This window comes from Microcoleus sp. F10-B2 (assembly GCF_036704965.1).
Lineage (GTDB): Bacteria > Cyanobacteriota > Cyanobacteriia > Cyanobacteriales > Microcoleaceae > Microcoleus.
In genome coordinates this window covers 91,284-117,972 of the sequence record NZ_JAUBTB010000010.1, presented here as the reverse complement: position 1 = coordinate 117,972, position 26,689 = coordinate 91,284, and the positions used below count along the sequence as shown (strand labels likewise).

Here is a 26,689-nt window from a genome sequence, read left to right as displayed (position 1 = left end):
GGTTTTTGGCTGGCATACACTATAACTAATGATTGCTTATTTTTTTATATTATACAATCTAGCTGCGTCTCAGCTTAGCTGTTCGGGCAAGTAAAAAACCTTGCCAATTACCGATTACGAATTACTAATTATTGCTCAAAGCTAAAAATAGCTGCACAACAGTAAACTGCGGTATACCTGACACTCCGCAAAATTAAATGTACGATTAAGTGTTGCCGTGAATGAGAAAAAAAGATGAACGTATCCACTATTTGGCGAAAACTCCGCAGCCAGCAAGCCTTCTGCTTAGCAGCACTCCTGGCAGGTTGCCTGGTATTTATCGGTTGTTCCCCCGCCCAGTCAGCGGCTGGCAATTCAGTCGATCCCAAGTTGAAAGAACAAGTCTTGCAGATTATCCGCGAAAACCCGCAAGCAATTTTAGATTCGGTACAAGCGTACCAGCAACAGCAGCAGCAGTCTCTCAAAGCAGCGCAGGAATCATTTTTGCAGCAGATGAAAACTAATCCCAAATCTGCGATCGGGGATTCTCCCAGTACGGGTTCAGCTTCGCAGCAGATTGTACTTTTAGAATTCTCTGACTTTCAATGTCCGTTTTGCGCGCGCGCTCACGATACTGTCAAGCAGTTTATGGCAAAACACCAGGACAAAGTTACTTTAGCTTACAAGCATTTTCCCTTGACTTCAATTCACCCTCAAGCACTGCCAGCAGCTAAAGCAGCTTGGGCAGCGCAGCAGCAGGGCAAATTCTGGGAATATTACAGCGCTTTGTTTGAAGGGCAGAAAGATTTAGGCGAACCATTGTACGGATCGATCGCCCAAAAGCTCAATCTAAAATTAGATAAATTCAACACCGATCGCAACAGCCCCGCTGCTGAAGCCGCGATTGCCAAAGACGTGCAACTCGCTCAACAACTGGGCATTCAAGGGACTCCCTTCTTTATTATGAACGGTCAAACTTTCTCCGGGGCGGTCGAGCTTTCTGAGATGGAAAGCATTCTCGCTAGTATCTCCAAATAAGTAAGCCCGCCTGAACAAACAGAACAGAGCCCCGATTTCTTAAAGAAGTCGGGGCTCGAATGCGCTATCTGGTAGATCGCTATATTTACTGACTAATTTTTACGATAGGGAACAAATTTGCTCCTTGTGTTGTCTTAGTAAGACTCTAAGCTGCTTATGACTTAAGTATTATATCTTGCCTTTTACAAGCTTTCCCAAACCTAGCTAGTGGATTCAAATGATTGTTTGTCAATACTAATTTGAATTCTTTTGGCAAGAGGATCGCCGGTTTTAAGCTCCATTTCCCTTGCATCTACGAGGAAAATTTATCATGCAAAAAATTAGGCAAATAGTTGTCATTGACCCAACCGTTGAAGATTATCAAAGCCTTGTACCAAGCGCCGAACCAAGGAAAGAGATATTTATACTCGATCGGGCAGGGGATGGAGTCGAGCAAATTACAGAGTTATTAGCTAGCTACACGGATATTTCCGCCGTTCATATTGTTTCTCACGGCGGGCCTGGAAATTTGCAACTGGGGTCAATTCAGCTAAATTCTGACAACCTAGACGAATATGGCGATCGACTCGGGCAGTGGAAAAAGGCCTTAGCCCCTAACGCCGATATCCTCCTGTACGGTTGCAACGTGGCGGCAGAACTCGCCCCACCGATAGCGGGGCGATCGTTTTTGCAACGCCTCAATCAACTCACAGGTGCAGACATCGCCGCTTCCAAAAACCTGACAGGAAGTGCTGCATTAGGCGGCGACTGGGATTTAGAAGTAACAATTGGTTCGATTGAGACACCTTTGGCATTCACCCAAGAGGCGATCGCAAGTTACGATCGTGTTTTAGCTACCATCAACGTCACCACTACCATCGATGAAGATAACGGCATTTTGGGCGGAGGTGCTGGCATCTCTCTGCGGGAAGCGATTCGTTACTCTGCGACAGGCGACACCATCAATCTGCCAGCGGGTACTTTCACGCTGACTATTGCTGGTGCGAATGAAGACTTGGGCGCGACTGGCGACCTCGACATTACCAAAAACCTCACTATTACGGGTGCAGGCGCAGCCACCACAACTATCAACACAGTGGCAGGTTTGAACGATCGGGTGTTTCACGTCGTTAGTGGCAATACCTTCAGCATCTCCGGCGCGACTATCTCAGGGGGAAACATCCCCGGTGGCAGTGGCGGCGGCATCTTCAACGAAGGCACTTTGACAGTCGCCAACTGTACTTTTCAAAACAACCAAGCCAACGCAGGCGGTGCCATCCACAATAGCGGGACTCAAATGACCGTTACTGGCAGCACCTTCAATTCCCTGAATACGGCGGGCGGTGGCGGGGCGATATTCAATAATGCTCCGGGGACAATTGACAGCAGTATTTTCGACAATAATAGGGCGACTGGGTTCGGCGGTGCCGGGATCAGAAACCAGAACCAACTGACCATTACTAATAGCAGCATCACCAACAACGAGGTGACAAGCCAAGGTGGCGGCGGCATTTACAACGAAGGTACGCTAACTATCACTGGCAGCACTTTCTCAGGTAACAAAGCCAACGACGCTGCTGACCCTTTTTGGGGAGGCGGCGCAATCTACAGCAGTGGCACTCTTAACCTCACCAATACCACTCTCTCTGGCAACACTGCCATAGCAAGAGGTGGTGCTATCTTGTCGCTTGGTACGGCAACCATCACGAATAGCACCATCACCAATAACACCGCTGACTCTGATGCCAGCAATGGCGCAAATGACAACGGGGGTGGAATATTCAGCAGTGCTGCCACGAACTCTCTCATAAATACCATCATCGCCGGTAACTTTGATGCCTCTCCAGCCGCAGGAACCATACACCCCGACGTTTCAGGCAACATCACCGGGAATAACAACAATCTGATCGGCAGCCTGACGGGCAACACGGGTACGCTTGGGACTGGCAGCGACATCGTTAACTTAACTCCTGGACTAGCAGCACTGGCAAATAACGGCGGCCCCACGCTGACGCACCTCTTACTGCCTGGCAGTCCGGCTCTTGATAGGGGTAATAGCGCGATCGCTACGGATCAGCGCGGCTTAACTCGGCCTTCTGGCAGTGCTGTTGACATCGGCGCTGTTGAAGTACAGCAGATTGTCAGCATCACCGCGCCGGATAATTCAGCCTCTGAGACTCCTATTGATCCAGGCACTTTCCGCATCACCCGCAGTGATAGCACAGTCGGTAATTTGACGGTGAATCTCGCCATTGATGGCAGTAGCACCGCCGTTGCTGCTGACTACAACCTCAGCACTACCTTTCCCGTCACTATTGCCAACGGGCAAAGCTTTGTGGATGTGATTCTGACTCCGGTTGATGACGCAATACCGGAGGTTGCAGAAACGCTGCGATTGAATTTGGGAAATGGGAATTATGCGATCGCACCGGCCAGCAGCAATGCTACAGTGACTATTGCAGCCAATGACTCGATTGCTTATGCGATCGCACTCACAAATCCAGCGACAGGTTCCTTAATTGAAGGCAACTCCGGCACTCAACCCGTCACTTTCACCGTCACTCGCAGCGGCGGCACGGGGGTAGCGAGTACAGTAGATTATGCGATCGCCGGCACCGCGATCGACGGCGCAGACTACAATAATATCAATGCTGCGGGGGCGACTACCGCCACAGGGACGATCGCCTTTGCCGCCAACGAAACAACTAAAACTATTGCTGTGGATGTCTTGGGCGAAACTGCGGTTGAACCTGACGAGACAATTACCGTCACCCTCAGCAACCCAAATTTGACCGCAGCGCCGGAAAGTTCGACTGTAACCACCAGCACCGCAACTGCTACGATCGTCAATGATGATACTCCTAGTATCTCGATCGGTGATGTAGTTGTTACCGAAGGAAATACCGGCACTGCTAGCGCCACCTTTACTGCCACTCTCTCAGCAGCTTCTAGCTTGCCCGTCACCGTCAATTACGCCACGTTAGACGGTACTGCTACTACTGCTGATAGCGATTACGCGGCGGCCGCAGGCAGCGTCACCTTCAATGCCGGGGAAACGACAACAACCATTACTGTTGCTGTCAACGGCGATTCTAAGTTTGAAACTGACGAAACATTTAACGTCAACCTTAGCACCGCTGTCAATGCGACTATTGCTAAAGCGACGGGCATAGGTACGATCGTAAATGACGACTTGGAGTCACCAACTCCGACGCCAACACCGACGCCAACGCCGACGCCAACTCCGACTCCGACTCCGACTCCAACTCCGATACCGACTCCAACTCCGACTCCGACTCCGACTCCAACTCCGATACCGACTCCAACTCCGACTCCGACTCCGACTCCAACGGAAACTCCGACTCCAACTCCAACTCCGATACCGACTCCAACTCCAACGGAAACTCCGACTCCGACTCCGACTCCGACTCCAACGGAAACTCCGACTCCGACTCCGACGCCAACTCCAACGGAAACTCCGACTCCGACTCCAACGGAAACTCCGACTCCGACTCCAACTCCAACGGAAACTCCGACTCCGACTCCGACTCCGACTCCAACGGAAACTCCGACTCCGACTCCAACGCCAACTCCAACGGAAACTCCGACTCCGACTCCAACTCCAACGCCAACTCCAACGGAAACTCCGACTCCGACTCCGACTCCAACTCCAACGCCAACTCCGACTCCAATTCCGACGCCAACGGAAACTCCGACTCCGACTCCAACGCCGACTCCGACTCCAACTCCAACGGAAACTCCGACTCCGACTCCGACTCCAACTCCAACGGAAACTCCGACTCCGACTCCGACTCCAACGGAAACTCAAGACGAAGATTGCATTTGCAAGCAGATAACCTTTCCCAGCCAGACTGCTATTCGCGGCCCCAACCAAACAAATAGCACCACCAACGGTACAGAAAGCGACGACATTCTGGAGGGTTCGATTACCAATGACAATCTCAACGGCTTAAATGGTAACGACTTGGAGGTTGGCTTCACCGGTAATGACAATATTTATGGCGGATCTTTCCTCGGCATCGATCGAGGAAATACAACCATTCTTCCCTCTGCCAAAGATAGCGACGTGCTGTTTGGCAATGAGGGCGATGATTACCTCAACGGGGGTGCTAAAGATGATTTAATTTTTGGGGGCGAGAACGAAGATGTTGCTTACGGCGGCAAAGATGACGACATAATCTTTGGAGACAAACAGAGCGATACTTTAATTGGCGATGAGGGTAACGACACATTATACGGTGGTACTCTTAACCCTTTAGACATCGATTCTACAGGTCGCGATTTGCTATTTGGCCTCAGTGGCGATGATTACCTCAACGGGCAAGAAGCCGAAGATTCCCTTTCTGGCGGTAATGGAAACGATACAGTGCGCGGCGGCAAGGGCGATGATTTGGCCCTAGGAGATTTGGGCAACGACGTGCTGTTTGGGGATGAGGGCAGCGATACTCTCTGTGGTGGCGACGGAGAAGATACTATGTACGGGGATATTGGCAGCCCTCTCGCGATCGGCTCCGCTGGCGGTCAAGACCAGATGTGTGGTGGTTTGGGCAACGATTTGTTGTTTGGCAATGAAGGTCAAGATACCGTCAGCGGTGATGCTGGAAACGATACTCTTTATGGCGGCAAGGATGAAGACAGTTTACTGGGTAGTGCTGGGGACGATTGGTTATTTGGAGATGAGGGGAATGATACTTTGATTGGAGGTACTGGGAACGATCGATTTATCTTAGGTATCGACTTCGACCGCGAGACTATTTTAGACTTTCAAGATGGTCGCGATGCGATCGGCTTGACAGGCGGTTTAAGTTTTTCGCAACTGAGCATTACTTTAGAAAATAATTCTACTTCGATCCGAGTTACCAGTTCCGGTCAACTGTTAGCAACTCTCAGCAATGTGTCAACAGGGCTGATTAATGTTACCGATTTTGTAGCGGTCTAAATCGATACCCGTAGGGACAGGGGAATACCGGGGCTTTTACGGTTCGTAGTGCGGACTTCAGTCCGCACTACGAACCTTACTTATTGCGATCGATCGACTGGACATGATATTACACATCGCAAAAAAGCTGAAACCCGATTGAAATTGTTAGGATAAAGGCAATCGAGACGATGTGCGTTGTGATTCCGTAGCAGTCAACTGTCAACTGTCAACAATGGAGGGCGAATCCCATGCAGTCCTTGACATCTCCAACCGATCGAACCAGTGGATTATACGTGCGTTCCCCGGAGGGAGAACAACTCGTTTTTCCCCTCAAACATACAGAAGTCACAGCCAAAATAGCCGGAAATCTCTCGCGGGTTGAAGTCTCCCAAAAATTTGAAAATCCTTTTACTAAGCCGCTGGAAGCTGTCTATATTTTCCCGCTACCTGCGGAAGCAGCGGTAGATGAGATGGAAATTAAAATTGGCGATCGCACTATTAAAGGCAGTATCAAAAAACGCGAAGAAGCCCAACAAATTTACGAAAAAGCCAAACAAGAAGGGCGGACTGCAGGTTTGCTGGAACAAGAGCGAGATAATATTTTCACCCAGTCCCTTGCCAACATCAAACCCGGTGAAGAAATTGATGTCACGATTCGCTATACCGACAGCTTGAAATTTCTAGCGGGCGATTATGAATTCGTCTTTCCGATGGTTGTCGGGCCGCGATATATTCCCGGTACGCCGATCGATGAAACGGCAGCCAGCGGTAGCGCCCCAGCCCCAATGACAGTCAATTCGTCTACCGATATCGTCCCCGATGCGTCGCGCCTGAATGCCCCGATTTTGCCGCTGGGAATGCGATCGGGACACGATATCGGCGTCACGCTGGAAATTGAGGCTGGCGTACCGATTCGTAACGTCAATTCCCCATCCCACAAACTGCAAATTGAATATTTCGACTCTCCCCAAACTTCCTTAGCAAGCGAGCAGAAAAATGGGCTGAGGGTGCGCGTTAAATTGGGGAATCAAGATACAATTCCCAACAAAGATTTGATTGTTCGCTATCAAATTGCGGGTCGAGAAACTCAATCGACGGTATTAACTCAAGCGGACGATCGCGGCGGGCATTTTGCAGTTTACTTGATTCCGGCGATCGAGTACAAAACTGATGAAATTGTGCCGAAAGATGTCGTATTTTTAGTCGATACTTCCGGTTCGCAATCCGGTGCGCCTTTGCAGCAATGTCAGGAATTGTTGCGGCAATTTATTAACGGATTGAATCCAGCGGATACTTTCTCGATTCTGGATTTTTCCGACAAAGTGCGACAACTGTCAAAACAACCGCTACCGAATACAGCAGAAAATCGACAAAAGGCGATCGAATATATCAACAAACTCCGCGCTGACAATAGTACGGAAATGTTGGGCGGGATTCGGGCGGCGATCGATTTTCCCGCACCATCCGGGCGCTTGCGAACTGTAGTATTTCTCAGCGACGGTTACATCGGCAACGAAAACCAAGTTCTCGCCGAAGTGCAGCAACATCTCAAATCGGGGAATCGGCTGTACAGTTTCGGTGCGGGGAGTTCCGTCAATCGCTTTTTGCTCGATCGCATTGCGGAAATCGGGCGGGGAATCTCGCGGATTGTCCGGCATGACGAACCAGTTAACGAATTTGTCGAAAAGTTCTTCCGGCAAATCAACAATCCGGTGTTGGTAAATCTGGAAATTACTTGGCAGGGAGAGGGCGAAAATCCGGTAATTTATCCCTCAGTTGCGCCGGATTTATTTGCCGAACAACCGCTGGTTCTCTTTGGAAAAAAGGGCGATCGCGAAGGTGGAACGCTTCATATTAAAGGGGTTAGTGCAGGCGGAAACCAGTACGTCCAAACCTACGAAATGAACTTTACAGATCCAGGAAATCCGGCAGTTGCCCAGCTTTGGGGGCGGCACCGCATCAAAGATTTGATGAATCAGATGGTGCAGTACGAAACCAAGGTGGGGGTGGAAACGGTGACAGAAACGGCGCTAACCTATCAGCTTCTGTCGCAGTACACGGCTTTTGTGGCTGTCAGCGATGATGTGCGCGTCGAACCGGGTACGGAATCGATCGCGATGAATGTGCCGGTAGAAATGCCAGAGGCGGTGGAATATGAGGGCGTATTTGGCGGCACAAACTATATAGATAATGGCTGCACAGACTGGATGGAACAAGAACAAGAATTAGAACGCGGTATTTCAATTAGCAGCAACCAGAATCGGATTTATCGATTGTCCGCCTGGATGGAACAAGAACTAGAACTAGAACGCGGTATTTCAATTAGCAGCAACCAGAATCCGATTTATCGATTGTCCGCACCAGCGAGGGCTAGCGCCCCCGCACCGTCAAAGCGACGCGCGCGCAGCACATCACCTGTAGAAGTCGTTAGCGCGACGGGGTTGGATGAAGTGGCGATCGATAGTTTAAACGAACACTTGGCAACTCTGACTGTTCCCCCCGGTATCAATGGCGAATTGGTGTTAGAAATTGTCTTCACTAAAGTGCGCGCCAGCCGCATAGTTGTGGATGCTGATGCTTCGACTTTGGCGGATGTGGAGTTGCTGAAAACTATCAAAAAATGCCTCTTTAGCTGGCGCATTCCTCACTTTATTGGGGATACAGTGCGCCTGACGTTGCGGGTGCGATCAATTCCGGTTGCACCGGAATGATAGAGGAGACGGCAATGCCGTGTCCCTACCCAAAATAATATTGTAGGGACTTAAGCCAAGCCGTTTCTTGATTTCTACGCCAGATTAATTGTAGGGACACGGCACGGGGCCGTGTCCTGATTTCGGGTAATATTAATTCCGATACAACCGGAATTGGTATAACTTGACGGACACGATCGCATTTTCAACTAAACAGCAGCCAACTCGGGAGTCGGACGCTTGCTGTGGCGGATACCCTCGATCGCCGCTGCGTAATCATTCGCCTTAAACACAGCAGAACCAGCGACGATCGCATTTGCGCCCGCTTCCAGCACCTGCCAAGTATTGTTCCCCTTCAAACCGCCATCCACCTCAATCCAAGGATCGAGGCCCTTGTCGTCGCACATTTTACGCAACTGGCGAATTTTCGGCAAAACAGCCGGGATAAAACTTTGACCGCCAAAGCCCGGATTGACGCTCATAATCAGCACCAAATCGCAAAGTTCCAGCACGTACTCGATCAACTCCAAAGGCGTCGAAGGATTCAGAACCACACCAGCCATTTTGCCCAATTCCCGAATTTGGCCGAGGGTGCGGTGCAAGTGAGGCGAAGCATTATGCTCGGCGTGAACCGAAATAATGTCAGCACCAGCCTTCGCGAAGTCTTCGACGTACTTCTCGGGCTCCACAATCATCAAGTGGACATCGATCACCTTGGTAGTAACGGGGCGAATTGCCTCAACAATCAGCGGCCCGATAGTAATATTAGGAACAAAGCGACCGTCCATCACATCTACGTGAATCCAGTCAGCCCCAGCTCGATCGACAGCCTGAATCTCTTCTCCGAGACGGCTAAAATCGGCTGATAATATGGATGGAGCAATAACGATTGATTTTTGGGATTGGGTCATGGCCTTCGTCTGTTCTCCTGTCTGCTGTGCTGTATCCAGTTTATCAAAATACAGGTCTCCGGGCCGAAAAGTTGCCAGCGATCGGTCGCGAGATTGGGAGGGCAGAAAAATTTGGTCTCTGACAGACAAATTTGGCGATCGCACCAGCCCTGAAGAAAGAAATTTTGGTTTAGGATATAAATTTTCCCTCTCACAAATAACTTTTGTGCAAAATCTCACCTCCTGCAAATTTTGGGTAGCGAATTATGAAAAATACAGAGCCCTTAGAAAATCCTGAACTCGATCGTGCAAGTCTGTTTGTATTAATGATCCCAGTCATCGGCTTTTTCCCCGCCCTGTGGACTCTTTACCGCCGTCAGGGCAGCCCCGAACGCAAAGCCGTCAGCCGCTTGGCAATTGCCCTTGCTTTTAGTTGGCTCTTAGGACATATTCTTTTAGAAGCTGGAGCGATTTCTGCGGAATCTCCGACACTTCCCATGTTATTAATGAGTAGCCTGCTAACAACCAGCTATTTCATCGTTGCTCTGGGACTGATGGTTCGCCTCTGGAAGCGTCAACCGCTATGGTTGCCAGGAATGAGTCGCGTAGCCGAGCAAGTAGTAGGCAAACATTTATCATAATTTAGGGTTATTGTAAGCCCCTACCCTATTGATTGATTGCGTCTTCAGCTTGATACTACATATTGCCATTATCTTTTTTATTTTTGTTGTGTGTGAGGAAGCCAGTGCCAGCTCAAAAAATTCCTAATCAAGACCCTATCCAACAATCAACTGCCCAACCTTCAACCAAAAAAGCTTCCCAGCCCCATCGAGGCCGCTGGCTGGGTTTTGGTTTTGGTTTGGCTGGAGTAGCCATGCTCTCAGCCACAGCCGGAGCGTTGCTAGCCGTCTCCCTTTCTACAACGCCGCTTCAGCAACAAAAGTTGAGCCCTGAAGAAGCGGCTGTGTTTTCTCAAGGCGACATGGCAAAGCTCAACATGAAGATGCCGGAGCTGACTCGCCCAGTTAATATTTTAGTTTTAGGACTTAAAGTTCTCAGCTCAGACCTCGACGGCCATCCCGATAAGGAGCTGGGATACGAGGTCTGGCAAAATTCTTTCAAGGGGTTAACCGATACCATGCTGTTGGTTAGGTTTGACCCTCAAAATAAAAAGTTAAGCGTGCTTTCGATTCCGCGTGACACCCGCACCTATGTTGAAGGTAGGGGCGAGGTGAAAATAAACGAAGCTAATTACTACGGGGGCCCGGCTTCGTCAGCAAAGGCAGTCAGCGGACTCTTGGGCGGGGTGGGAATTGACCGCTATGTCACAGTCAATATTCAAGGCATCAAAAGTTTGGTGGATGCACTTGGTGGCATTACTATTAATGTCCCTAAAGACATGAAGTATACCGATGAAAGCCAGCATTTATATATAGATTTAAAGGCTGGCAAGCAGAAACTCAACGGCGAACAAATCGTGCATTATTTGCTTTACCGGCACGACGATTTGGGCGATATCGGGCGGGTGCAGCGCCAGCAATTGTTGATGCGGGCTTTTGTGGAACAGGAAGTAAATGTAGGTTTGCTGTCTCGACTACCGAAAATTTTGTCGGTGATTCAGTCTCACATTGACACCAATTTGAGTATAGAAGAATTGGTAGCTTTGGCTGGTTTTGCTACTCAAACCGATCGCGCTGGCGTGCAAATGTTGATGGTTCCCGGCAAATTCAGCGATTCTAAGGACTACAAGGCGAGTTTTTGGTTGCCAGATCAAAGTGGCATCGAAACTATGGTGTCAGAACATTTTGACTTCGGCCAAAATAGTTGGACAATTGAGAATGCTGATGCGACTTTTCTCAAGGTGGCGATTCAAGATAGTACCGGAGATCCATCGGCTGTTGAAGATTTTGTCAATACTCTGACTCAAGCCGGTTATCGGAATGTTCAGGTTTATAAAGCTTGGCCCGAACCGCTGGAAGTAACTACTCTAGTAGCTCAACAGGGTGATATTAAAGGTGCTCAAGCAATTCGCCAGTTTTTGGGTTTTGGAGATGTGCTGGTTGAGAGTACCGGTTCTTTGCAGTCGGATGTGACAATCAGATTGGGTCAGGATTGGTTGGAGAAAAAGGCTCAGTCCGGCAGTGCGGCTAAGTCTTTTTAAACTGGATTTTAACTGGGGTATTTGTAGGGACACAGCATTGCTGTGTCCTCTTATTTTGTGTTGATAGAGATGGAGGCGATCGCTTTTTTGTCGATTTACTGATACTATACTTTTTGGTGATGATGGATCGCGATCGCAATACCGATACTTCCCTCCACAATCTGAACTGAAACAATAATCAACGAGGGAAAGCTTAAGATATTTTATAAAGGTAGGGTTGATGAACAAGGGTGCTAAAATAGACCGACAGCGGGAACATCAGGCAAATGAACGCACCTTTCTTGCATGGTTACGAACTTCACTCGCTTTAATTGGTTTTGGATTTGCGATCAGTAGGTTCAGTTTATTTCTCCGTCAATTTCAAGCTACAGTAACTCAGCAAGAAGTTTCCTCCCCTCCCTTCTTCAACTCAGAAACTTTAGGGCTAGTTATGGTCGTTTTTGGCATTGCGGTCATTGCCTTAGCAGCATGGCGTTATAATCGAGTTTTCTGGCAAATTGAGCGAGGTGATTATCGCCCAAATCGCGTGCTAGTTTGGATTCTGACTGGAGTTGTAATGATTTTAGGAACGTTAAGCATTCCGTTGTTGCTATGGCGAGATCGCGGAAATATAGCTCCCACTGCAACTCCTAAAAAATCTCAATTCTAAGTTAACCAGATCGGTTAGCTAAAGTGCCTCTTCCTTCATTCAGCTACCATATAGGCGTCCCAAATTGTCTTGATTTTTTCCAAACGTTACAAATCATCGGTAAGGCGATCGAATTGAGGTGGTCTATCGTGCCAGTAAACTGGCTAAAATCGCAAGTTTGAGCTTTGTTGCGGCTTAAAAATTTTCAAGTTCCATTAATCACGATCGCCCACAGGTAAGCTCAGTATAAACCCTGTTTGACCAAGTATGGCAGCATCTAGTTTGATATCGCCGCCGTGGGCCCGTGCGATTTCCCTTGCTAAACTTAGCCCCAATCCCGATCCTTCGATTTTTTTGATCTGAGTCGAGTCACCGCGATGGAAGCGCTCAAAAATACGATCGCGCTCCCTCAAAGAAATATCGTGAGAACTATTGACAATTTTCACAATTACTCTTTTTCCCTGACAGTTAGCCTGTAACCTGAGCCAACCCTTCGGTAAATTATATTTAATCGCGTTACCAACCAGATTTTGCAAAACCTGCACCAGCAAATCGCGATCGCCCTTGATATATAAATTAGGAGCAATTGCCATTTGTACATCTAAATGCGGTGCTAACAGTTCCATATCTTCGGAAAATTCCAATAGCAAGGCCGAGATATTCACCTCAACCAAATGTAAACCCATACGTCCGGCATCGGCTAGAGAAAGTAAGAGAAGTTTGCGGGTAATTTCACTCAAACGGCACACTTCATCCAATAAATTACTCAGGGTTTGCTGCACCTCAGAACCAGATTCAACTTGATGCAAAGCCCGTTCTAATTCCCCTTGCAAAATGGCCAGCGGAGTCTTTAACTCGTGGGCAGCATCTCCACTAAAACGAGAAGCTTGTTTAAAACTTCGCTCCAAACGTTCTAACATCTGATTGAACACAAAAATTAATTCTACAAACTCTATATCCGTTGAGCCGACAGGAACGCGCCGATCTAGCCCTTGTACGGTAACATTGCGAATAGCCATCGTGAGTCGCCCAATTGGATATAGAATACTCCGCGATATGACCCACGCTCCACCGGCCACGAGTAAAAGCACTACGGGAATAGAAAATAGAAAGATATTGCGAATCGATGCCATTTCCCGATCGATCGCTTGTAAATTAACAGCGATCGCTATTTGAGTTTGAGGAGAATGAATCGCGCCCACACGCCAAACTGCCCTGCTAGTACGCTGGGTTGCTAGTTTAGCTTTGAAAACTTGAGGAAAATTGGGTCGATCGAATGGAGGAGGTCGATCGCGCGGAGGTCTTCTTTCTCTCGGTGAAAATGAATCCGGTCGATCGAGAGGTGGTGGATGGGGAGGTGGTGGATGGGGAGGTTCTAATTGAAAAGGTATTCTGGCAGGATCGGGAGGGGGTTGGGGCAGCGATCGCCATAGTGAATTGGCATCAATTCCATCTTGCCACTGGCTCGATCGGTAGAGCAAATTACCATCTCTGTCAGTCACCAGCAAAGCCACGGTTGTTTCCCCATCATTCATGCCCAAAACTGATGGCAAAGAATCATTATAAACATCCCATTGGGTCGATTGCGGGCGGGTAGATTGGATTAACTGATTCTTGATTTCCGCATCAAGACGCTTGACCTTAGCATCGTAAATCAACCACCACGAAACAATACTAAAGCCAATTAGAGCAATACTTGCCAGAACAGCAGATAATAGAGTAATCCGAAAGCGAAAAGATTGCAGTTTCACGATGGGGAATCTGGTTTGCGAAACCGATAGCCAACGCCCCGCACGCTCTCAACCCATCCTGTACCGCCGATCGGTTCAATTTTCTTGCGAATGCGTTGAATACATACATCTACCACATTCGTATTCGGATTAAAATCATAACCCCAGATATGTTCGAGGATTTGCGTGCGGGTGAGTACCCTACCGGGCGATCGCATCAAATATTCCAACAGATTAAACTCGCGGCTTGTAAGTTCTACCGCATGGCGATCGCAAGTAACTTCTCGGAGAATGCGATCGAGCTTAACTGGGCCAACGCTCAGAATATTTTGCCCACCGCCCGAAGCCCGTCGCACCACAGCATAAATCCGAGCAACTAACTCCTCAACAAAAAACGGTTTAGCCAAATAGTCATCAGCACCGAGATGTAACCCTTCAATGCGATCGTCTAGTTCATTGCGAGCAGTTAATAAAATCACGGGTACGTTGCGTCCAGCCTTTCGCAGATGTTTGAGAATAGATAATCCGTCTTTTCCCGGCAATACAATATCCAGCACGATCGCATCGTACTCATTATCCATCGCGCGCCCGTAGCCATCATTGCCATTATCGCAATAATCCACAACAAAGCCTTGTTCTTTCAAGCCGATACAAACAAAATTGGCGATTTTTTCTTCATCTTCAACGTATAGAACATTCATAGATTTACCGATTAGGTTGCGATTATACCGCGAGCGTGGATTTACTTAAATTACAAAACTGTAATCTATCCACACTGTTGCAGGTCATGTTTGGGGAGTTTGATGTAGCTATAAACATTTTTGGATCGGCGATCGTAACTATCATGAAAATTGCTTCACTGCTGGCATTACCTGCTACAGCCTTGCTGCTGGGATTTAGCAGCTTGACTTTTCCCGATCAAACTACAGCTAATTCTAATACTCTACTCGCCCAGAGCCAACCCGAACCCAGTCAAGCGCCCAGACATCCGCCCCGTATAGATTTTGCCGCTGCTGCCAAACAATTAGGAGTCACCGAAGCCGAGTTAATCGAAGCTTTGGGCCTACCCGCCAAACCGCCGGAACCACCAAGCGAAAATAATCGCCCGTCGAGCCCACCGCCCCGTCCTCGTTTAGATATTCCCGGTGCAGCGAAAAAGTTGGGAGTCACCGAAGCAGAGTTGATTAAAATTCTGGGCATTCCACCGCGTCCACCCGGCGATCGTAATTTACCTCAAAATTCGGAAAAACGCTAATTTCTCCAGATTACAAAACTGTAATCCTAGGACAGGGATAAATGTCATATTCAACCAACTTAATGATTGTAGAGGCTAAATCCAAGGCCGATTGAGAACTCATTTCTTTAGCCTGACAACAGATTCAAACTTAGAAAACTAATCCGGGTAATTACATCATGCCAGCACTATTTCCTAATTCAATCAATGCACCGGGCAATCCTCCCCAAAATCAAGGCGCACCAGGCAACCAACCTCCCCAAAATCAAGGCACACCAGGCAACCAACCACCTCAAAATCAAGGCGCACCAGGCAACCAACCTCCCCAAAATCAGGCAGCACCGGGCAATCCACCTCCCCAAAATCAAGGCGCACAAATTACCAATTCTGCTCTACCTCCCCAAAATCAAACTCCACCCCCTCCCCCAGCTAACAGTATTAGCACCACAGCAGGAAACGACAATATTACCGGAGATAGTTTAGATAACTTCATCCTAGGTAGTAGTGGCACAGATACCATAATTGGAGGATTAGGCACGGATACAATTAGCTATCTTTCCCTGGGCAGCGGCATTAGCCTTGAGGCGAAAGGTATTGTAGATAAAGGCGCAGCAGGTACAGATACCCTGCAAAATATAGAACAAATAATTGCTCCTTTAGGACAGAGTAATACGATCGATGCTTCTACAGGTAGCGGCACGGCTTCTATTAATGTAGATTTGTCGCAGAATAGTTTGGCAGTTAACAATCTACCCGGTATCGGCACTCTGAATTTTACGGTAGAGAATTTCGTTAACGTCACAGGTACTCCCAATGTAGATGTCCTTACCGGAAACATCCAAAACAATTCTTTAATAGGAGGAGATGGTAACGATACACTCTCAGGTTTGCGCGGCAGTGATACCCTGATTGGAGTCAATCCCTTGAGTGCTACACCGGGAAGCAATGATACGGATGTGCTGATTGGGGGTCGGGGTAGAGATATTTTTGTTCTCGGTGATGCGACCAAGACATACTATCAGGGAACAGGAGTTGCACTAATTCAGGATTTCCAACAGGGAATCGATCGCATTCAGTTACGCGGGAGTATTTCTAACTACAATATAGTTGGTAACTCCATCAATTTGGCTGGTACATCTGACCAAATAGCTGTAATTCAAGGCGGATTTACCCCTGATAGTTTCATATTCGTGTAATATCAATTTCGGAGGAGACGGCAATGCCGTTTCCCTACCCAAAATAATATTGTAGGGAAACGGCACTGCCGTCTCCGTATGATACCGAGGAGACGGCAATGCCGTTTCCCTACCCAAGATAATATTGTAGGGACACGGCAGTGCCGTGTCCTAATTTCTAATTTTCTGCAAACGCCGATCGCTCTTTAATCCAATCCAGTAAAATAGGATTGACCAATTCCGGCGCTTCATCTTGCGGGCAGTGCCCCACTCCCTCCAAAGGAATAAACTTTTCAACAGCCGGAAACTTTGCCAATTCTCGCCCCAATGCGATCGGCTCCCAAGGGTCGTCCGTACCCCACAAAATCAAAGCCGGACAGCTCAAACGAGGCAACAAATCCTCCGGTAGCGGGCCTTGAGAATAACTGATAAATGCTACAAATACTTCGACTGCGCCGCTGTCTTTGGCAGGTTCCAGCAGCATATTGACCAGTTCGTCGCTGACAGCTTCAGGACGGCGATAAGCTTGCAAAAGCACTTTTTTTACTGTTTTTGGCGTTGCTAATTGTTTAAAAAATAATTGACTTATCCACTTGACATTTAAAACTTTTTGTGCAATTGGCGCTCCCATACTGCGATACCAAGGCATTTCGGCGCGTTTGCGATCGTGCAGCAAGCGCAAAGAACAATTAAGTAAAATTACGCCAGAAGCAATATCGGGAAAATCCACAGCAGCTTGCATAATTGCCACGCAGCCGATCGAATTTCCCACCAAAAAAGCCGGCCCGCCCGCAACTTCCCGACAAAAATCAGCAATTAGCTGTCCCCAAGTTTCAAAAGTATAGTCAATCTCAAGTTTGGGCGCGGGTTTAGCAGAACCGCCAAAACCGATGAGGTCGATCGCATAACACCGACAATCAGCAGCTAATGCCGGCAAATTCTTGCGCCAGTGGCCCCAAGACGCACCAAAACCGTGGACAAACACCACCGCAGGCCCCTGGGAACCCGCAGCCTGGTAGCAAATCGGAAAGCCTTTCCACAGCCAAGTTTGAGGTGCAGCAACTGTTGACGGAGTGGGAGTAGAAAATGTCATGGGATTTTAGATTTTAGATTTTAGATTTTAGATTTTAGATTTTAGATGAATGCAAGGCTGCAAAGGACTCAAGTCATTACTACAAACCCTATCGCAATTCGAGGCAACCACGGGGAGATGGCCCCGAGCATAAATCCTCAGCCTTCCTTCCCTCTCCCCTCTTCCTTCTTCCTTCTTCCCTCTTCCTTCTTCCTTCTTCCTTCTTACTTTGCAGTTAGGGCCGATATTATGTCAGGATTAAAGATGCTGACTTCTTTGCCTTATTGAAATTTCCCTTATGCCAACGATCGTTTCCACTGCTGTCGTACCGTTTCTGGGGTCAGAAATTGTACCAGACTACGACACCGCCAAAGTAGTAATCTTACCAATTCCCTACGAAGCTACCACCACTTACCGCCGGGGGTGCGAAAACGGGCCGGCGAAACTTCTAGAAGCTTCTCATCAACTCGAGTGCTACGACGAAGAACTAGATTCCGAAGTTTGCTACGATGTCGGAATTTATACAAAAGAGCCGATCGCCGATACGCGCAACAGGCAACCAGTTTCATCGTCAGAAATGCTGCAAGTCACCCAAGCTGCAGTCCACCAGCTAGTTACCGAAAATAAATTTGTCATCTCCCTCGGAGGCGAACACAGTATCACTGCCGGTGTTGTCGAAGGTTATCGCCAAGCATACCCAAACGAACCTTTCACAGTCGTGCAAATCGACGCCCACGGCGACTTGCGGCACGAGTACGAAGGGTCGATTCACAACCACGCCTGCGTGATGCGACGTATTGTAGATATGGGCTTGCCGACACTGCAAATCGGGATTCGCGCTATCTGCAAAGAAGAAGCCGACTTGATTAAAGCAAAACAGCTAAACGTGATTCGAGCTAGGGAAATCGCTACTCAACCGGATTGGGCCGATCGCGCAATTGCCAGCATAACAACTAAGCGAGTATTTTTGACGATCGACTTAGACGGCATCGATCCGACTTTAATTCCAGGAGTGGGAACACCCGAACCGGGCGGGTTAAATTGGTATTCCCTCACCGGATTTTTGCGTCGCGTCTTCGAGTCCTACGAAGTAATCGGGTGTGACATTATGGAATTAGCACCGGTTGTAGATTCTGTAGTCTCAGAATTTACCGCCGCCAAATTAGCGTACAAAATGATTGGGTATCAAGCTCTGGCTCAAGGTTGGCTAAAGCCAGACGAGGGATAAATCGCCAAGTACGAATCACTCATAGGCTGTTGGTAAAGGCTAGAATTAAGCTAAATCCAAAAAACAGCCAATTTTATTCGCGCTAACAGTTTCATATTTCATGCTTGCAAAACTGCTCTTCACCTCGTGAAAACATGAGTTTACTAATCGATACAACGGGTACTCCTATTAACGGCTACGCTCCCGATTTTGAACTGCCGGGAGTTGACGAAGAAGTTCACCATTTAGCTCGATATTTAGAAAAATTTCGGGCGATCGCGGTGATATTTATGTGCAATCATTGCCCTTACGTGCAGTTTTATCTAAATCGCCTGAAAGAAATTCAAGCAGAGTTTCAGGATCGAGGCGTTACTTTAATCGGGATGAATGCTAATGACGCAAATCAATATCCTGAAGATAGTTTTGAGAATATGAAAACTTTTGCGGCTAACAATCAACTCAATTTCCCCTACATCCGAGATGTTGCTCAAGATGTGGCTGAAAGTTTTGGGGCTTCTAAAACGCCGGAGGTTTTTTTGTTAGACCAAGACGGCAAACTGCGCTATAAAGGTTTAATTGACGACAACGCTGACGATCCGGCGGCGGTGCAGGTTTCTTATCTGCGAAGTGCGATCGACCAATTGCTCAACAGCCAACCCGTTGAGCCTTCAACTACAGAGGCTATAGGCTGTTCTATCAAATGGCGATCGTAGTCATTAGTCATTAGTTGAAAGGTGCGTCTGTTGTGAGATTGTTGGTTTTTATCGAAAATAATAGTAGCTGACGCACCCTACTGCATTATGATAGGGTGCGTCAGGTTTTACATTCTCAATTTGCACGAAAAGTTTAGTTCTAATGTACCATAACGATCCGAAGCTGCTGTAAGCTAGATTTCTCACTCGCCCTATAAAAAATTAGAACATAGCCCTATGAAAACAAAACGCATCCTTAACTTAATTGTAGTAGCCGTCGTGGCAATGACACTACTAATTACTTGGAACTTGTTTCAAAGCGTTCCTCCAGTCAGAGCACAGCAGCAAACATCCTTAACAGTATCCGCCGCTATCAGCCTCTCACAAGCTTTACAAGAACTCAAAACAGTTTATCAAAGCAGCAATCCCAAAGTTAATATTACTTATAATTTCGGTGCTTCCGGCGCTCTCGCACAGCAAATTCAGCAAGGAGCACCGGTAGATGTATTTTTCAGCGCTGCTACAAAACAAATGAATGATTTGCAGCAATCTAACCTGTTAATTAACGACACGCGCCGCAATTTACTAACAAATCGCCTGGTTTTGATTACTCCTAAAAACGGCGTTGCTTTGAACGATTTCAAACAGTTGACAGATGCCAGAATCAACAAAATTGCGATCGGCGAACCGAAAAGCGTACCTGTGGGACAATACGCTCAAGAAATGCTAACTAAGCTGGGATTGTGGCAGCAACTCCAGCCAAAATTAGTGCTAGGAAATAACGTCCGCCAAGTGCTGACATTTGTCGAAAGCAGCAATGCGGATGCTGGCATAGTTTACACAACTGACGCCAAAGCCTCTGACAAAGTAACTTTGCGGCTAACGGCTGCGGAAAATTTGCATTCGCCCATTGTTTACCCGCTGGCAGTTATCAGAAACAGCCGCAATCCGGCTGCTGCGAAAGGGTTTGTTGACTTTTTGGGGGGCGATCGGGCTAAAATAGTATTTCAGAAATACGGGTTTGGCATAGCTAGTTAATTAGTTTCATACAACCAAATTCTGTAGGGGCGGGTTCACCAACAATATCTAATTCCCACCAACAATCTATATAAACCCGCCCTCACACTCGTTAATTAGTCTCATACAACCAAATTTTGTAGGGGCGGGTTTTACCAACAATATCTAATTCCGGCCAACAATCTATATAAACCCGCCCTCACACAACAGATAACTTTGTGTATTCAAAGAGGTACATTTCGATTTGCCGTTGGGTGGGGGCGGGTTTACGAGATTATTGGTATTAGCCCAAGATTGTGGGTAAAACCCGCCCCTACGAGCGAATCCCAAAATTATACATTTTGATTTATCTTTGGGGGGGCGGTTTAGGAAAATATTTGTTTGAGGCAATTATTGTTGGTGAAACCCGTCCCTACGATTTATGGAATTTGATTTTTCTCCGCTGTGGATATCTCTGAAATCATCAGCCATCGCAACTTTTTTTACCTTCTTTCTGGGAATAGCCGCCGCCCGGTGGATGCTTTCAACTCGCATCAGAGGTAAAGCTTTGATTGAAGGGATTTTCATTTCTCCCTTAGTTTTGCCGCCGACAGTAGTCGGATTTTTGCTGCTGCTGCTGTTTGGCAGAAATGGGGCGATCGGTCAATTTTTGCTACAATTCGACTTAACTATAATTTTCACTTGGCAAGCCGCCGCCATTACTGCCACAGTTGTATCATTTCCCCTCATGTATAAAACTGCTTTGGGAGCTTTTGAGCAAATTGATGCCAATCTTCTCAATGCAGCCCGCACTTTGGGCTCGTCGGAGTGGCAAGTCTTTTGGCGGATTATGTTGCCGGTAGCATGGCCGGGAATTTTAGCAGGAACTATTCTCGCATTTGCTCGCGCTTTGGGTGAATTCGGCGCGACGTTGATGTTAGCGGGGAATATTCCCGGACAAACTCAAACTATCCCGATGGCAATTTATTTTGCTGTGGAAGCTGGGGAGATGAGGCAAGCTGCTATTTGGGTTTTGATTATTCTGAGTATTTCTTTGAGCGTGCTAACTGCTGTTAATTTTTGGACGGATTTACAAAGGATCTCGCCCAAAGCGAATTCGAGCTACAGATTGCAATCAAATATTCCCCAAGTAACGTCTAGTTTTACCACAAAACCCCAAAAACAACTGAAAAGCGGACTTTGTTTGCACATCTTCAAACCTCTTTCCAGCTTTGCCTTGGATGTTGGCTTTGATATCGGCCCGGAAGTGCTGGGAATTTTGGGCGCGTCGGGTTCCGGCAAAAGCATGACTCTGCGCTGCATCGCCGGTTTGGAAACTCCCAGCAGCGGTAAAATTGCCGTCAATGGCAGGGTTTTATTTGACTCAGCACAGGGTATTAATGTAGCTTCTAAAGACCGCCGGATCGGTTTTTTGTTTCAAAACTATGCTTTATTTCCTCACCTGACTGTTGCTCAAAATATTGCGTTTGGCTTGCAGCATTTATCTGAAAGCGAGCAACAACTTCGGGTAAAAGAACAGCTAATTTCGGTGCAAATGTCGGGACTGGAAAACCGCTACCCGCACGAACTTTCAGGGGGCCAACAGCAGCGGGTGGCTTTGGCAAGGGCGATCGCCCCTTCTCCCGATTTGCTGCTGTTAGACGAACCGTTTTCTGCTTTGGACACTCACTTGCGGAGTCAACTGGAACGCGAGTTAATGCAGACTCTGGCTAATTATGGGGGCATTACTTTGTTTGTCAGCCACAATTTAGAGGAAGTTTACCGGGTGTGCAAAAATCTGTTGGTATTGGCAGAGGGAAGGCCGATCGCCTTTGATACAAAACAGAACATTTTCGATCGCCCTGGCAACTTCACTGTCGCCCAGTTGACGGGCTGCAAGAATTTCTCAGCAGCTAAACCGATCTCCGTAACTCTTGTGGAGGCGATCGACTGGGGCTGTACTCTGACTGTAGTCGAACCCCTTCCCAAATCTCTAGTTTCTGTGGGAATTCGGGCTCATCAACTGAGTTTTGTTAGCGGGTGCGATCGCGAAAATACATTTGCTTGTTGGATCGCCTCGACTGTGGAAACTCCGCACCGGGTGACATTATATCTCAAATTGCACTCGCCTCCCAATGATTCCCAAGATTATCACTTGCAAGCCGAATTTTTCAAGGAAAAGTGGAGGGCTATTAAGGACAATCCTTTTCCCTGGTATGTTCATTTCGAGCCAATTAGGTTAATATTAATGGAGGCATGAGTTAACTAGCAATATACGGTTAACCGTCAACACTCAACAGTTAACTGTTAACCATCAACACTCAACAGCTAAATACATCTTAACCCAACATCAAATCATGACTGGAAAAGTTAAAAAAACCGACGCTGAATGGCAACAACAACTCACGCCAGAACAGTTTAAAGTCACCCGCAAAAAAGGAACGGAAAGAGCTTTTAGCGGCGAATATCACGACAACAAAAAACCAGGAACTTATAAGTGTATTTGCTGCGGCACTGAGCTATTTAAATCAGAAACCAAGTACGATTCCGGTACCGGTTGGCCGAGTTTCTACGCTCCCGTTAGCGAAGAAAATGTCAAGTGCGAGTCGGATAACAGCTTGTTCATGCGCCGAACAGAGGTACTGTGCGCTGTTTGCGACGCTCATCTCGGTCACGTATTTAACGACGGGCCCAAACCTACCGGTCAGCGTTACTGCATGAATTCTGCTGCTCTTAATTTCGTTCCCAAGGATTGATTCTTTTAGGGGCTAGCTAGAAGCTTAACCCCGACTCCCACAAAAAATCCGGTTGTGGAACAGGCCGGAAAGCCTGTTCACGTAGCAGCCAACGCAACAAACAAATTCTCTGGCAGCACAAGCAGGATGGCTGTTCTGGGTAATTGATGTTCAAAATGCACCCGTACTGCTATCTTATGGTGGAGGCAAAAAGAGTAAAAAAATAGTGGCGGCATGGGGATGGTATATCAGCGAGTTTTGCTGAAGCTCAGCGGTGAAGCGCTGATGGGCAGCTTGGGCTACGGCATCGATCCGGTAGTCGTTGGGTCGATCGCCCAGGAAGTGGCCAAAGTCGTGTCCGAAGGCATTCAAATCGCGATTGTTGTCGGTGGCGGCAACATTTTTCGCGGGGTGAAAGCTGCTTCGGCAGGGATGGATCGGGCAACGGCTGATTATGTGGGCATGATTGCTACGGTGATGAATGCTATCACTTTGCAGGATGCCCTGGAACAAGCAGGAGTGCCAACGCGGGTGCAATCGGCGATCGCCATGCAAGAAGTAGCTGAACCCTACATCCGGCGGCGGGCAATTCGCCACCTCGAAAAAAAACGAGTAGTGATTTTTGGTGCCGGTTCTGGCAACCCTTTTTTTACTACTGATACTACAGCCGCTTTGCGGGCGGCTGAAATTGATGCAGAGGTGATTTTTAAAGCTACTAAGGTAGATGGGGTGTACGATTCCGACCCCCACCTCAACCCCAACGCGCGCAGGTATCAAACCCTCACCTATGCCCACGTCTTGAATCAAGATTTGCGGGTGATGGACAGTACGGCGATCGCCCTTTGCAAAGAAAATAATATTCCTATTATGGTATTTGACCTCTCGGTGTCGGGCAACATCTACCGAGCTGTAATGGGAGAATCTATTGGAACTCTTGTCGGAGGTTTTTGTGAAGTTAGCTGACGCAGAAGATCATATGCAAAAGGCAGTTGAGGCTACTCAACGGTCTTTTAATACTATTCGGACGGGACGCGCCAACGCCTCCCTCCTCGATCGAGTCATGGTAGACTACTACGGTTCTCCAACTCCGATCAAATCCCTTGCCAACATCGGCACGCCGGATGCGACTACGATTACCATTCAACCGTTCGATCGCACAGCGCTGACCTCGATCGAAAAAGCAATTTCCCTGTCCGATGTAGGACTCGTTCCCAACAACGACGGTTCAGTTATTCGCTTGAATATTCCGCCGCTGACGAGCGACAGACGCCAAGAATTTGTCAAAATGGCCGCGAAGTTTGCCGAAGAAGGTAAAGTTGCAATTCGCAATATCCGCCGCGATGCCGTTGACTCGATTCGCAAGCAGGAAAAAAGCAGCGATATCTCTAAAGATGAATCCCGCGACTTGCAAGATAAAATTCAAAAGCTGACGGACAAGTACGTTGCCAAAATAGAAGAAGTTCTGGCAGCGAAAGAGAAAGATATCACGACAGTTTAGGGAATGGGAAATTGGGCATGGGGAATGGGAATAGTTTTGAGATTGCCAACAGGCGACCGCGAACAACGCGCAGACGCTAGATGAGTTCTCATTTGTGAGTTAAAAACTCAAGATTTAACACTTCAAGAGTTACCAATTCCCGGTTCCCCATCACCAATTACCCATCACCAATTACCCATAACCGAAAATGTTTGATTGCATTATTGTCGGTGCAGGCCATGCAGGTAGCACAGCAGCCGATCACTTGGCAAAGCAGGGACGTTCTGTTTTGTTAGTAGAGAAAGCATTTTTGCTCCGCAATAAACCTTGTGGCGGCGTTTCTGGGACGATCGCCCAATGGCTCGATTTTGACAGGACGCCAGCTATTTCGATGAAAGCTAATAAAATTAGCTACACCTGGAAAATGGGAAACCCGGTGAAAGTTGAGATAGATTCGCCAATTTCGACGGTACAGCGAGATGTATTTGACAATTTTTTAATTAAACAAGCTCAAAAAACTGGTGAGGAAATTGGAGCATCTACAGAAGTCAAAGAAATTGAGTTTAAAAATTATGTTGGGGAAGTTAAAACAAACTCAGAACCCCTTTCCGGCCGCTATTTGATTGCTGCTGACGGTGCCGGCGGGCAGATGACTGAGTGGCTCGTATTGAAAGAACCAAAACTCTGTTTGATCGCAAGTTTAGAAACTCGCTCAATCAAGGCCGATGCCATCTATTTCGATTTTGGTACTATAAAAAAAGGTTTTATCTCGAGCTTTCCCAAAGCTGACGGCTACTCTTTGAGTATTGCTGCGATGCGCGGCGACAAGCCAAAAGATATCGAGAAAATTTTTGCCGACTACGCAACTAAGTGCGGTGCGGATGTTAGTGTCAGCAACGTGCGGAAACACCTCAGGAGTATGTGGGATGGCGATCGCCAATTGCACTCGCAAAATGCGCTGCTTTTAGGAGACGCCACCCCTCTTGCCGACCCCCTCTCCGGTGAGGGGGTTCGACCTGCCCTATTTAGTCGATTTAAGGCTGCTCAGGCGATATGTCGAACTCTTGAAGGTGCAGGCAACGCTAAGGATAGTTACACTAAATCGATCGCCGAACAATGGGGAACTGATATGGTTTGGGCCTGTCGCTGGGCTGGGGCATTCAATCAGTTTACAGGAACTGCTTGCAGAGCGGGCCTCAAATTAGCGATCGCTGCTGGCGTCGGGCAAAATTTTGCGTGGCGAACTGCGTTATACCGATATCGCTAACCCTGCTCTTAAAAAGCTGATGCCATTTTAGAACGAAGGAAGTTCGGCAACGGATTTAACGCATGAATTTCGAGGATCGAGGTGAAGAAAGAAGAGAGAATATTCTTAAATCCCAATTCCTGATTCTCAATTCTTCATTCCCAATAGCGGTAAGGTGCGCCCCTAAGCACCCTAGATAATTAGGTTCTGCGTAAATCTTGTAAAATCTAAAATCTAAAATCTAAAATCTAAAATCAAATGATAATTTATTTTTATAAAGTAGAGGAGCCTTACGGCTGCTTTTCTAATTTTTCACTACACGAAATTAGCCTGTACGGTCAAGATTGGTTGACTGTGGAACATTACTATCAAGCCCAAAAATTTGTCACCGTTGATGAAAGATTAGTGGCGGCGATTCGAGCCGTAGCAACTCCCCAGGAAGCTGCCAAATTAGGTCGCGATCCCAACCACCAGATGCGCGCTGATTGGGAAGCGGTGAAAATTCCCATTATGCGCGAAGCAGTTTTAACTAAGTTTCTCGCTCATACAGACATTCAAGCTATTCTCCTCGCCACAGGGGATCGAGTGATTGTCGAGGATTCGCCAACGGATTATTACTGGGGGTGCGGCTGCGACCGCACCGGCCAAAATCATTTGGGTAAAATTCTGATGAGCGTGCGCAGCGAGATTTGTCAGCGCCAGGGGAGCTGACAAATCTCAAATTCTTTCGTTAATGCTCATTATATGAAGTTATACAAACAAATGTCAAACTATCCTCACAATCAATAATTCTGATAGTGAGATTTTAAGATTGCGAG

21 protein-coding genes are annotated in these 26,689 nt (G+C 47.5%); 17 read left to right on the top strand and 4 right to left on the bottom strand.

Features of this window, described 5'->3' with window-relative positions; translation table 11 throughout:
* Nucleotides 1–234 precede the first annotated feature (234 nt).
* From QUA99_RS06230 to QUA99_RS06220, 3 genes are all read left to right on the top strand, one after another.
* Nucleotides 235–1,017 (top strand): DsbA family protein, encoded by a 783-nt coding sequence (locus QUA99_RS06230; protein WP_333241682.1) that lies wholly within the window; start codon nucleotides 235–237, stop codon nucleotides 1,015–1,017.
* A 310-nt stretch (nucleotides 1,018–1,327) separates the two neighbouring features.
* Nucleotides 1,328–5,956 (top strand): DUF4347 domain-containing protein, encoded by a 4,629-nt coding sequence (locus tag QUA99_RS06225; protein ID WP_333241684.1) that lies wholly within the window; start codon nucleotides 1,328–1,330, stop codon nucleotides 5,954–5,956.
* Between the two features lie 230 nt (nucleotides 5,957–6,186).
* Complete coding sequence (locus QUA99_RS06220) at nucleotides 6,187–8,649, top strand: VIT domain-containing protein (RefSeq protein ID WP_333241686.1); 2,463 nt, start codon at nucleotides 6,187–6,189, stop codon at nucleotides 8,647–8,649.
* Between the two features lie 188 nt (nucleotides 8,650–8,837).
* Here QUA99_RS06220 and rpe read toward each other — a convergent pair whose 3' ends face one another.
* Nucleotides 8,838–9,539 (bottom strand): ribulose-phosphate 3-epimerase, encoded by a 702-nt coding sequence (gene rpe, locus QUA99_RS06215; RefSeq protein WP_015179568.1) that lies wholly within the window; start codon nucleotides 9,537–9,539, stop codon nucleotides 8,838–8,840.
* A gap of 245 nt (nucleotides 9,540–9,784) precedes the next feature.
* On the opposite strand from rpe, the gene QUA99_RS06210 reads away from it, so the two are divergent.
* The 3 genes from QUA99_RS06210 (at nucleotide 9,785) to QUA99_RS06200 (ending at nucleotide 12,328) form a co-directional block, all read left to right on the top strand.
* The gene (locus tag QUA99_RS06210) at nucleotides 9,785–10,159 is read left to right on the top strand and encodes a hypothetical protein (protein ID WP_333241688.1); all 375 of its coding nucleotides are present in this window, start codon (nucleotides 9,785–9,787) and stop codon (nucleotides 10,157–10,159) included.
* 104 nt (nucleotides 10,160–10,263) lie between these two features.
* Nucleotides 10,264–11,679 carry an LCP family protein gene (locus tag QUA99_RS06205; protein ID WP_333241690.1) on the top strand — a complete coding sequence of 472 codons (1,416 nt, stop codon included), beginning with the start codon at nucleotides 10,264–10,266 and terminating at the stop codon, nucleotides 11,677–11,679.
* Between the two features lie 220 nt (nucleotides 11,680–11,899).
* Nucleotides 11,900–12,328, top strand: coding sequence for a DUF202 domain-containing protein (locus QUA99_RS06200; protein WP_333241692.1), 429 nt, complete (start codon nucleotides 11,900–11,902; stop codon nucleotides 12,326–12,328).
* A gap of 194 nt (nucleotides 12,329–12,522) precedes the next feature.
* Here QUA99_RS06200 and QUA99_RS06195 read toward each other — a convergent pair whose 3' ends face one another.
* Together QUA99_RS06195 and QUA99_RS06190 are read right to left on the bottom strand one after the other, a co-directional pair.
* Nucleotides 12,523–14,058 (bottom strand): ATP-binding protein, encoded by a 1,536-nt coding sequence (locus QUA99_RS06195; protein WP_333241694.1) that lies wholly within the window; start codon nucleotides 14,056–14,058, stop codon nucleotides 12,523–12,525.
* Nucleotides 14,055–14,738, bottom strand: a complete 684-nt coding sequence (locus tag QUA99_RS06190; protein WP_333241696.1) for a response regulator transcription factor — start codon at nucleotides 14,736–14,738, stop codon at nucleotides 14,055–14,057. Before QUA99_RS06190 ends, QUA99_RS06195 begins: the two co-directional genes overlap by 4 nt.
* A 143-nt stretch (nucleotides 14,739–14,881) precedes the next feature.
* On the opposite strand from QUA99_RS06190, the gene QUA99_RS06185 reads away from it, so the two are divergent.
* A complete protein-coding gene (locus tag QUA99_RS06185) occupies nucleotides 14,882–15,292 on the top strand; it encodes a hypothetical protein (protein ID WP_333241698.1) in 411 nt (136 codons plus the stop codon).
* Between the two features lie 158 nt (nucleotides 15,293–15,450).
* Nucleotides 15,451–16,467, top strand: coding sequence for a M10 family metallopeptidase C-terminal domain-containing protein (locus QUA99_RS06180; RefSeq protein WP_333241699.1), 1,017 nt, complete (start codon nucleotides 15,451–15,453; stop codon nucleotides 16,465–16,467).
* Nucleotides 16,468–16,624: 157 nt separating this feature from the next.
* On the opposite strand, the gene QUA99_RS06175 is transcribed toward QUA99_RS06180, so the two are convergent.
* Nucleotides 16,625–17,539, bottom strand: a complete 915-nt coding sequence (locus tag QUA99_RS06175; RefSeq protein WP_333241701.1) for an alpha/beta fold hydrolase — start codon at nucleotides 17,537–17,539, stop codon at nucleotides 16,625–16,627.
* A 277-nt stretch (nucleotides 17,540–17,816) separates the two neighbouring features.
* On the opposite strand from QUA99_RS06175, the gene speB reads away from it, so the two are divergent.
* The 9 genes from speB (at nucleotide 17,817) to QUA99_RS06130 (ending at nucleotide 26,582) form a co-directional block, all read left to right on the top strand.
* Entirely contained in the window at nucleotides 17,817–18,746 is a 930-nt protein-coding gene (gene speB / locus QUA99_RS06170; protein ID WP_333241703.1) for an agmatinase, read from the top strand.
* Between the two features lie 134 nt (nucleotides 18,747–18,880).
* On the top strand, nucleotides 18,881–19,438 hold the full coding sequence (locus QUA99_RS06165; protein WP_333241705.1) for a thioredoxin family protein: 558 nt from the start codon (nucleotides 18,881–18,883) through the stop codon (nucleotides 19,436–19,438).
* Nucleotides 19,439–19,654: 216 nt separating this feature from the next.
* Complete coding sequence (gene modA / locus QUA99_RS06160; protein ID WP_333241707.1) at nucleotides 19,655–20,455, top strand: molybdate ABC transporter substrate-binding protein; 801 nt, start codon at nucleotides 19,655–19,657, stop codon at nucleotides 20,453–20,455.
* 400 nt (nucleotides 20,456–20,855) lie between these two features.
* Nucleotides 20,856–22,673 carry a molybdate ABC transporter permease subunit gene (gene modB, locus QUA99_RS06155; protein ID WP_333241709.1) on the top strand — a complete coding sequence of 606 codons (1,818 nt, stop codon included), beginning with the start codon at nucleotides 20,856–20,858 and terminating at the stop codon, nucleotides 22,671–22,673.
* Between the two features lie 97 nt (nucleotides 22,674–22,770).
* Nucleotides 22,771–23,169 (top strand): peptide-methionine (R)-S-oxide reductase MsrB, encoded by a 399-nt coding sequence (gene msrB, locus QUA99_RS06150; protein WP_333241711.1) that lies wholly within the window; start codon nucleotides 22,771–22,773, stop codon nucleotides 23,167–23,169.
* 213 nt (nucleotides 23,170–23,382) lie between these two features.
* Complete coding sequence (pyrH, locus tag QUA99_RS06145; protein WP_333241713.1) at nucleotides 23,383–24,111, top strand: UMP kinase; 729 nt, start codon at nucleotides 23,383–23,385, stop codon at nucleotides 24,109–24,111.
* Entirely contained in the window at nucleotides 24,098–24,646 is a 549-nt protein-coding gene (gene frr / locus QUA99_RS06140; RefSeq protein WP_333155548.1) for a ribosome recycling factor, read from the top strand. Before pyrH ends, frr begins: the two co-directional genes overlap by 14 nt.
* A gap of 187 nt (nucleotides 24,647–24,833) precedes the next feature.
* The gene (locus QUA99_RS06135) at nucleotides 24,834–25,892 is read left to right on the top strand and encodes a geranylgeranyl reductase family protein (protein WP_333241715.1); all 1,059 of its coding nucleotides are present in this window, start codon (nucleotides 24,834–24,836) and stop codon (nucleotides 25,890–25,892) included.
* 237 nt (nucleotides 25,893–26,129) lie between these two features.
* The gene (locus QUA99_RS06130; RefSeq protein ID WP_333241716.1) at nucleotides 26,130–26,582 is read left to right on the top strand and encodes an NADAR domain-containing protein; all 453 of its coding nucleotides are present in this window, start codon (nucleotides 26,130–26,132) and stop codon (nucleotides 26,580–26,582) included.
* Nucleotides 26,583–26,689: the final 107 nt, after the last annotated feature.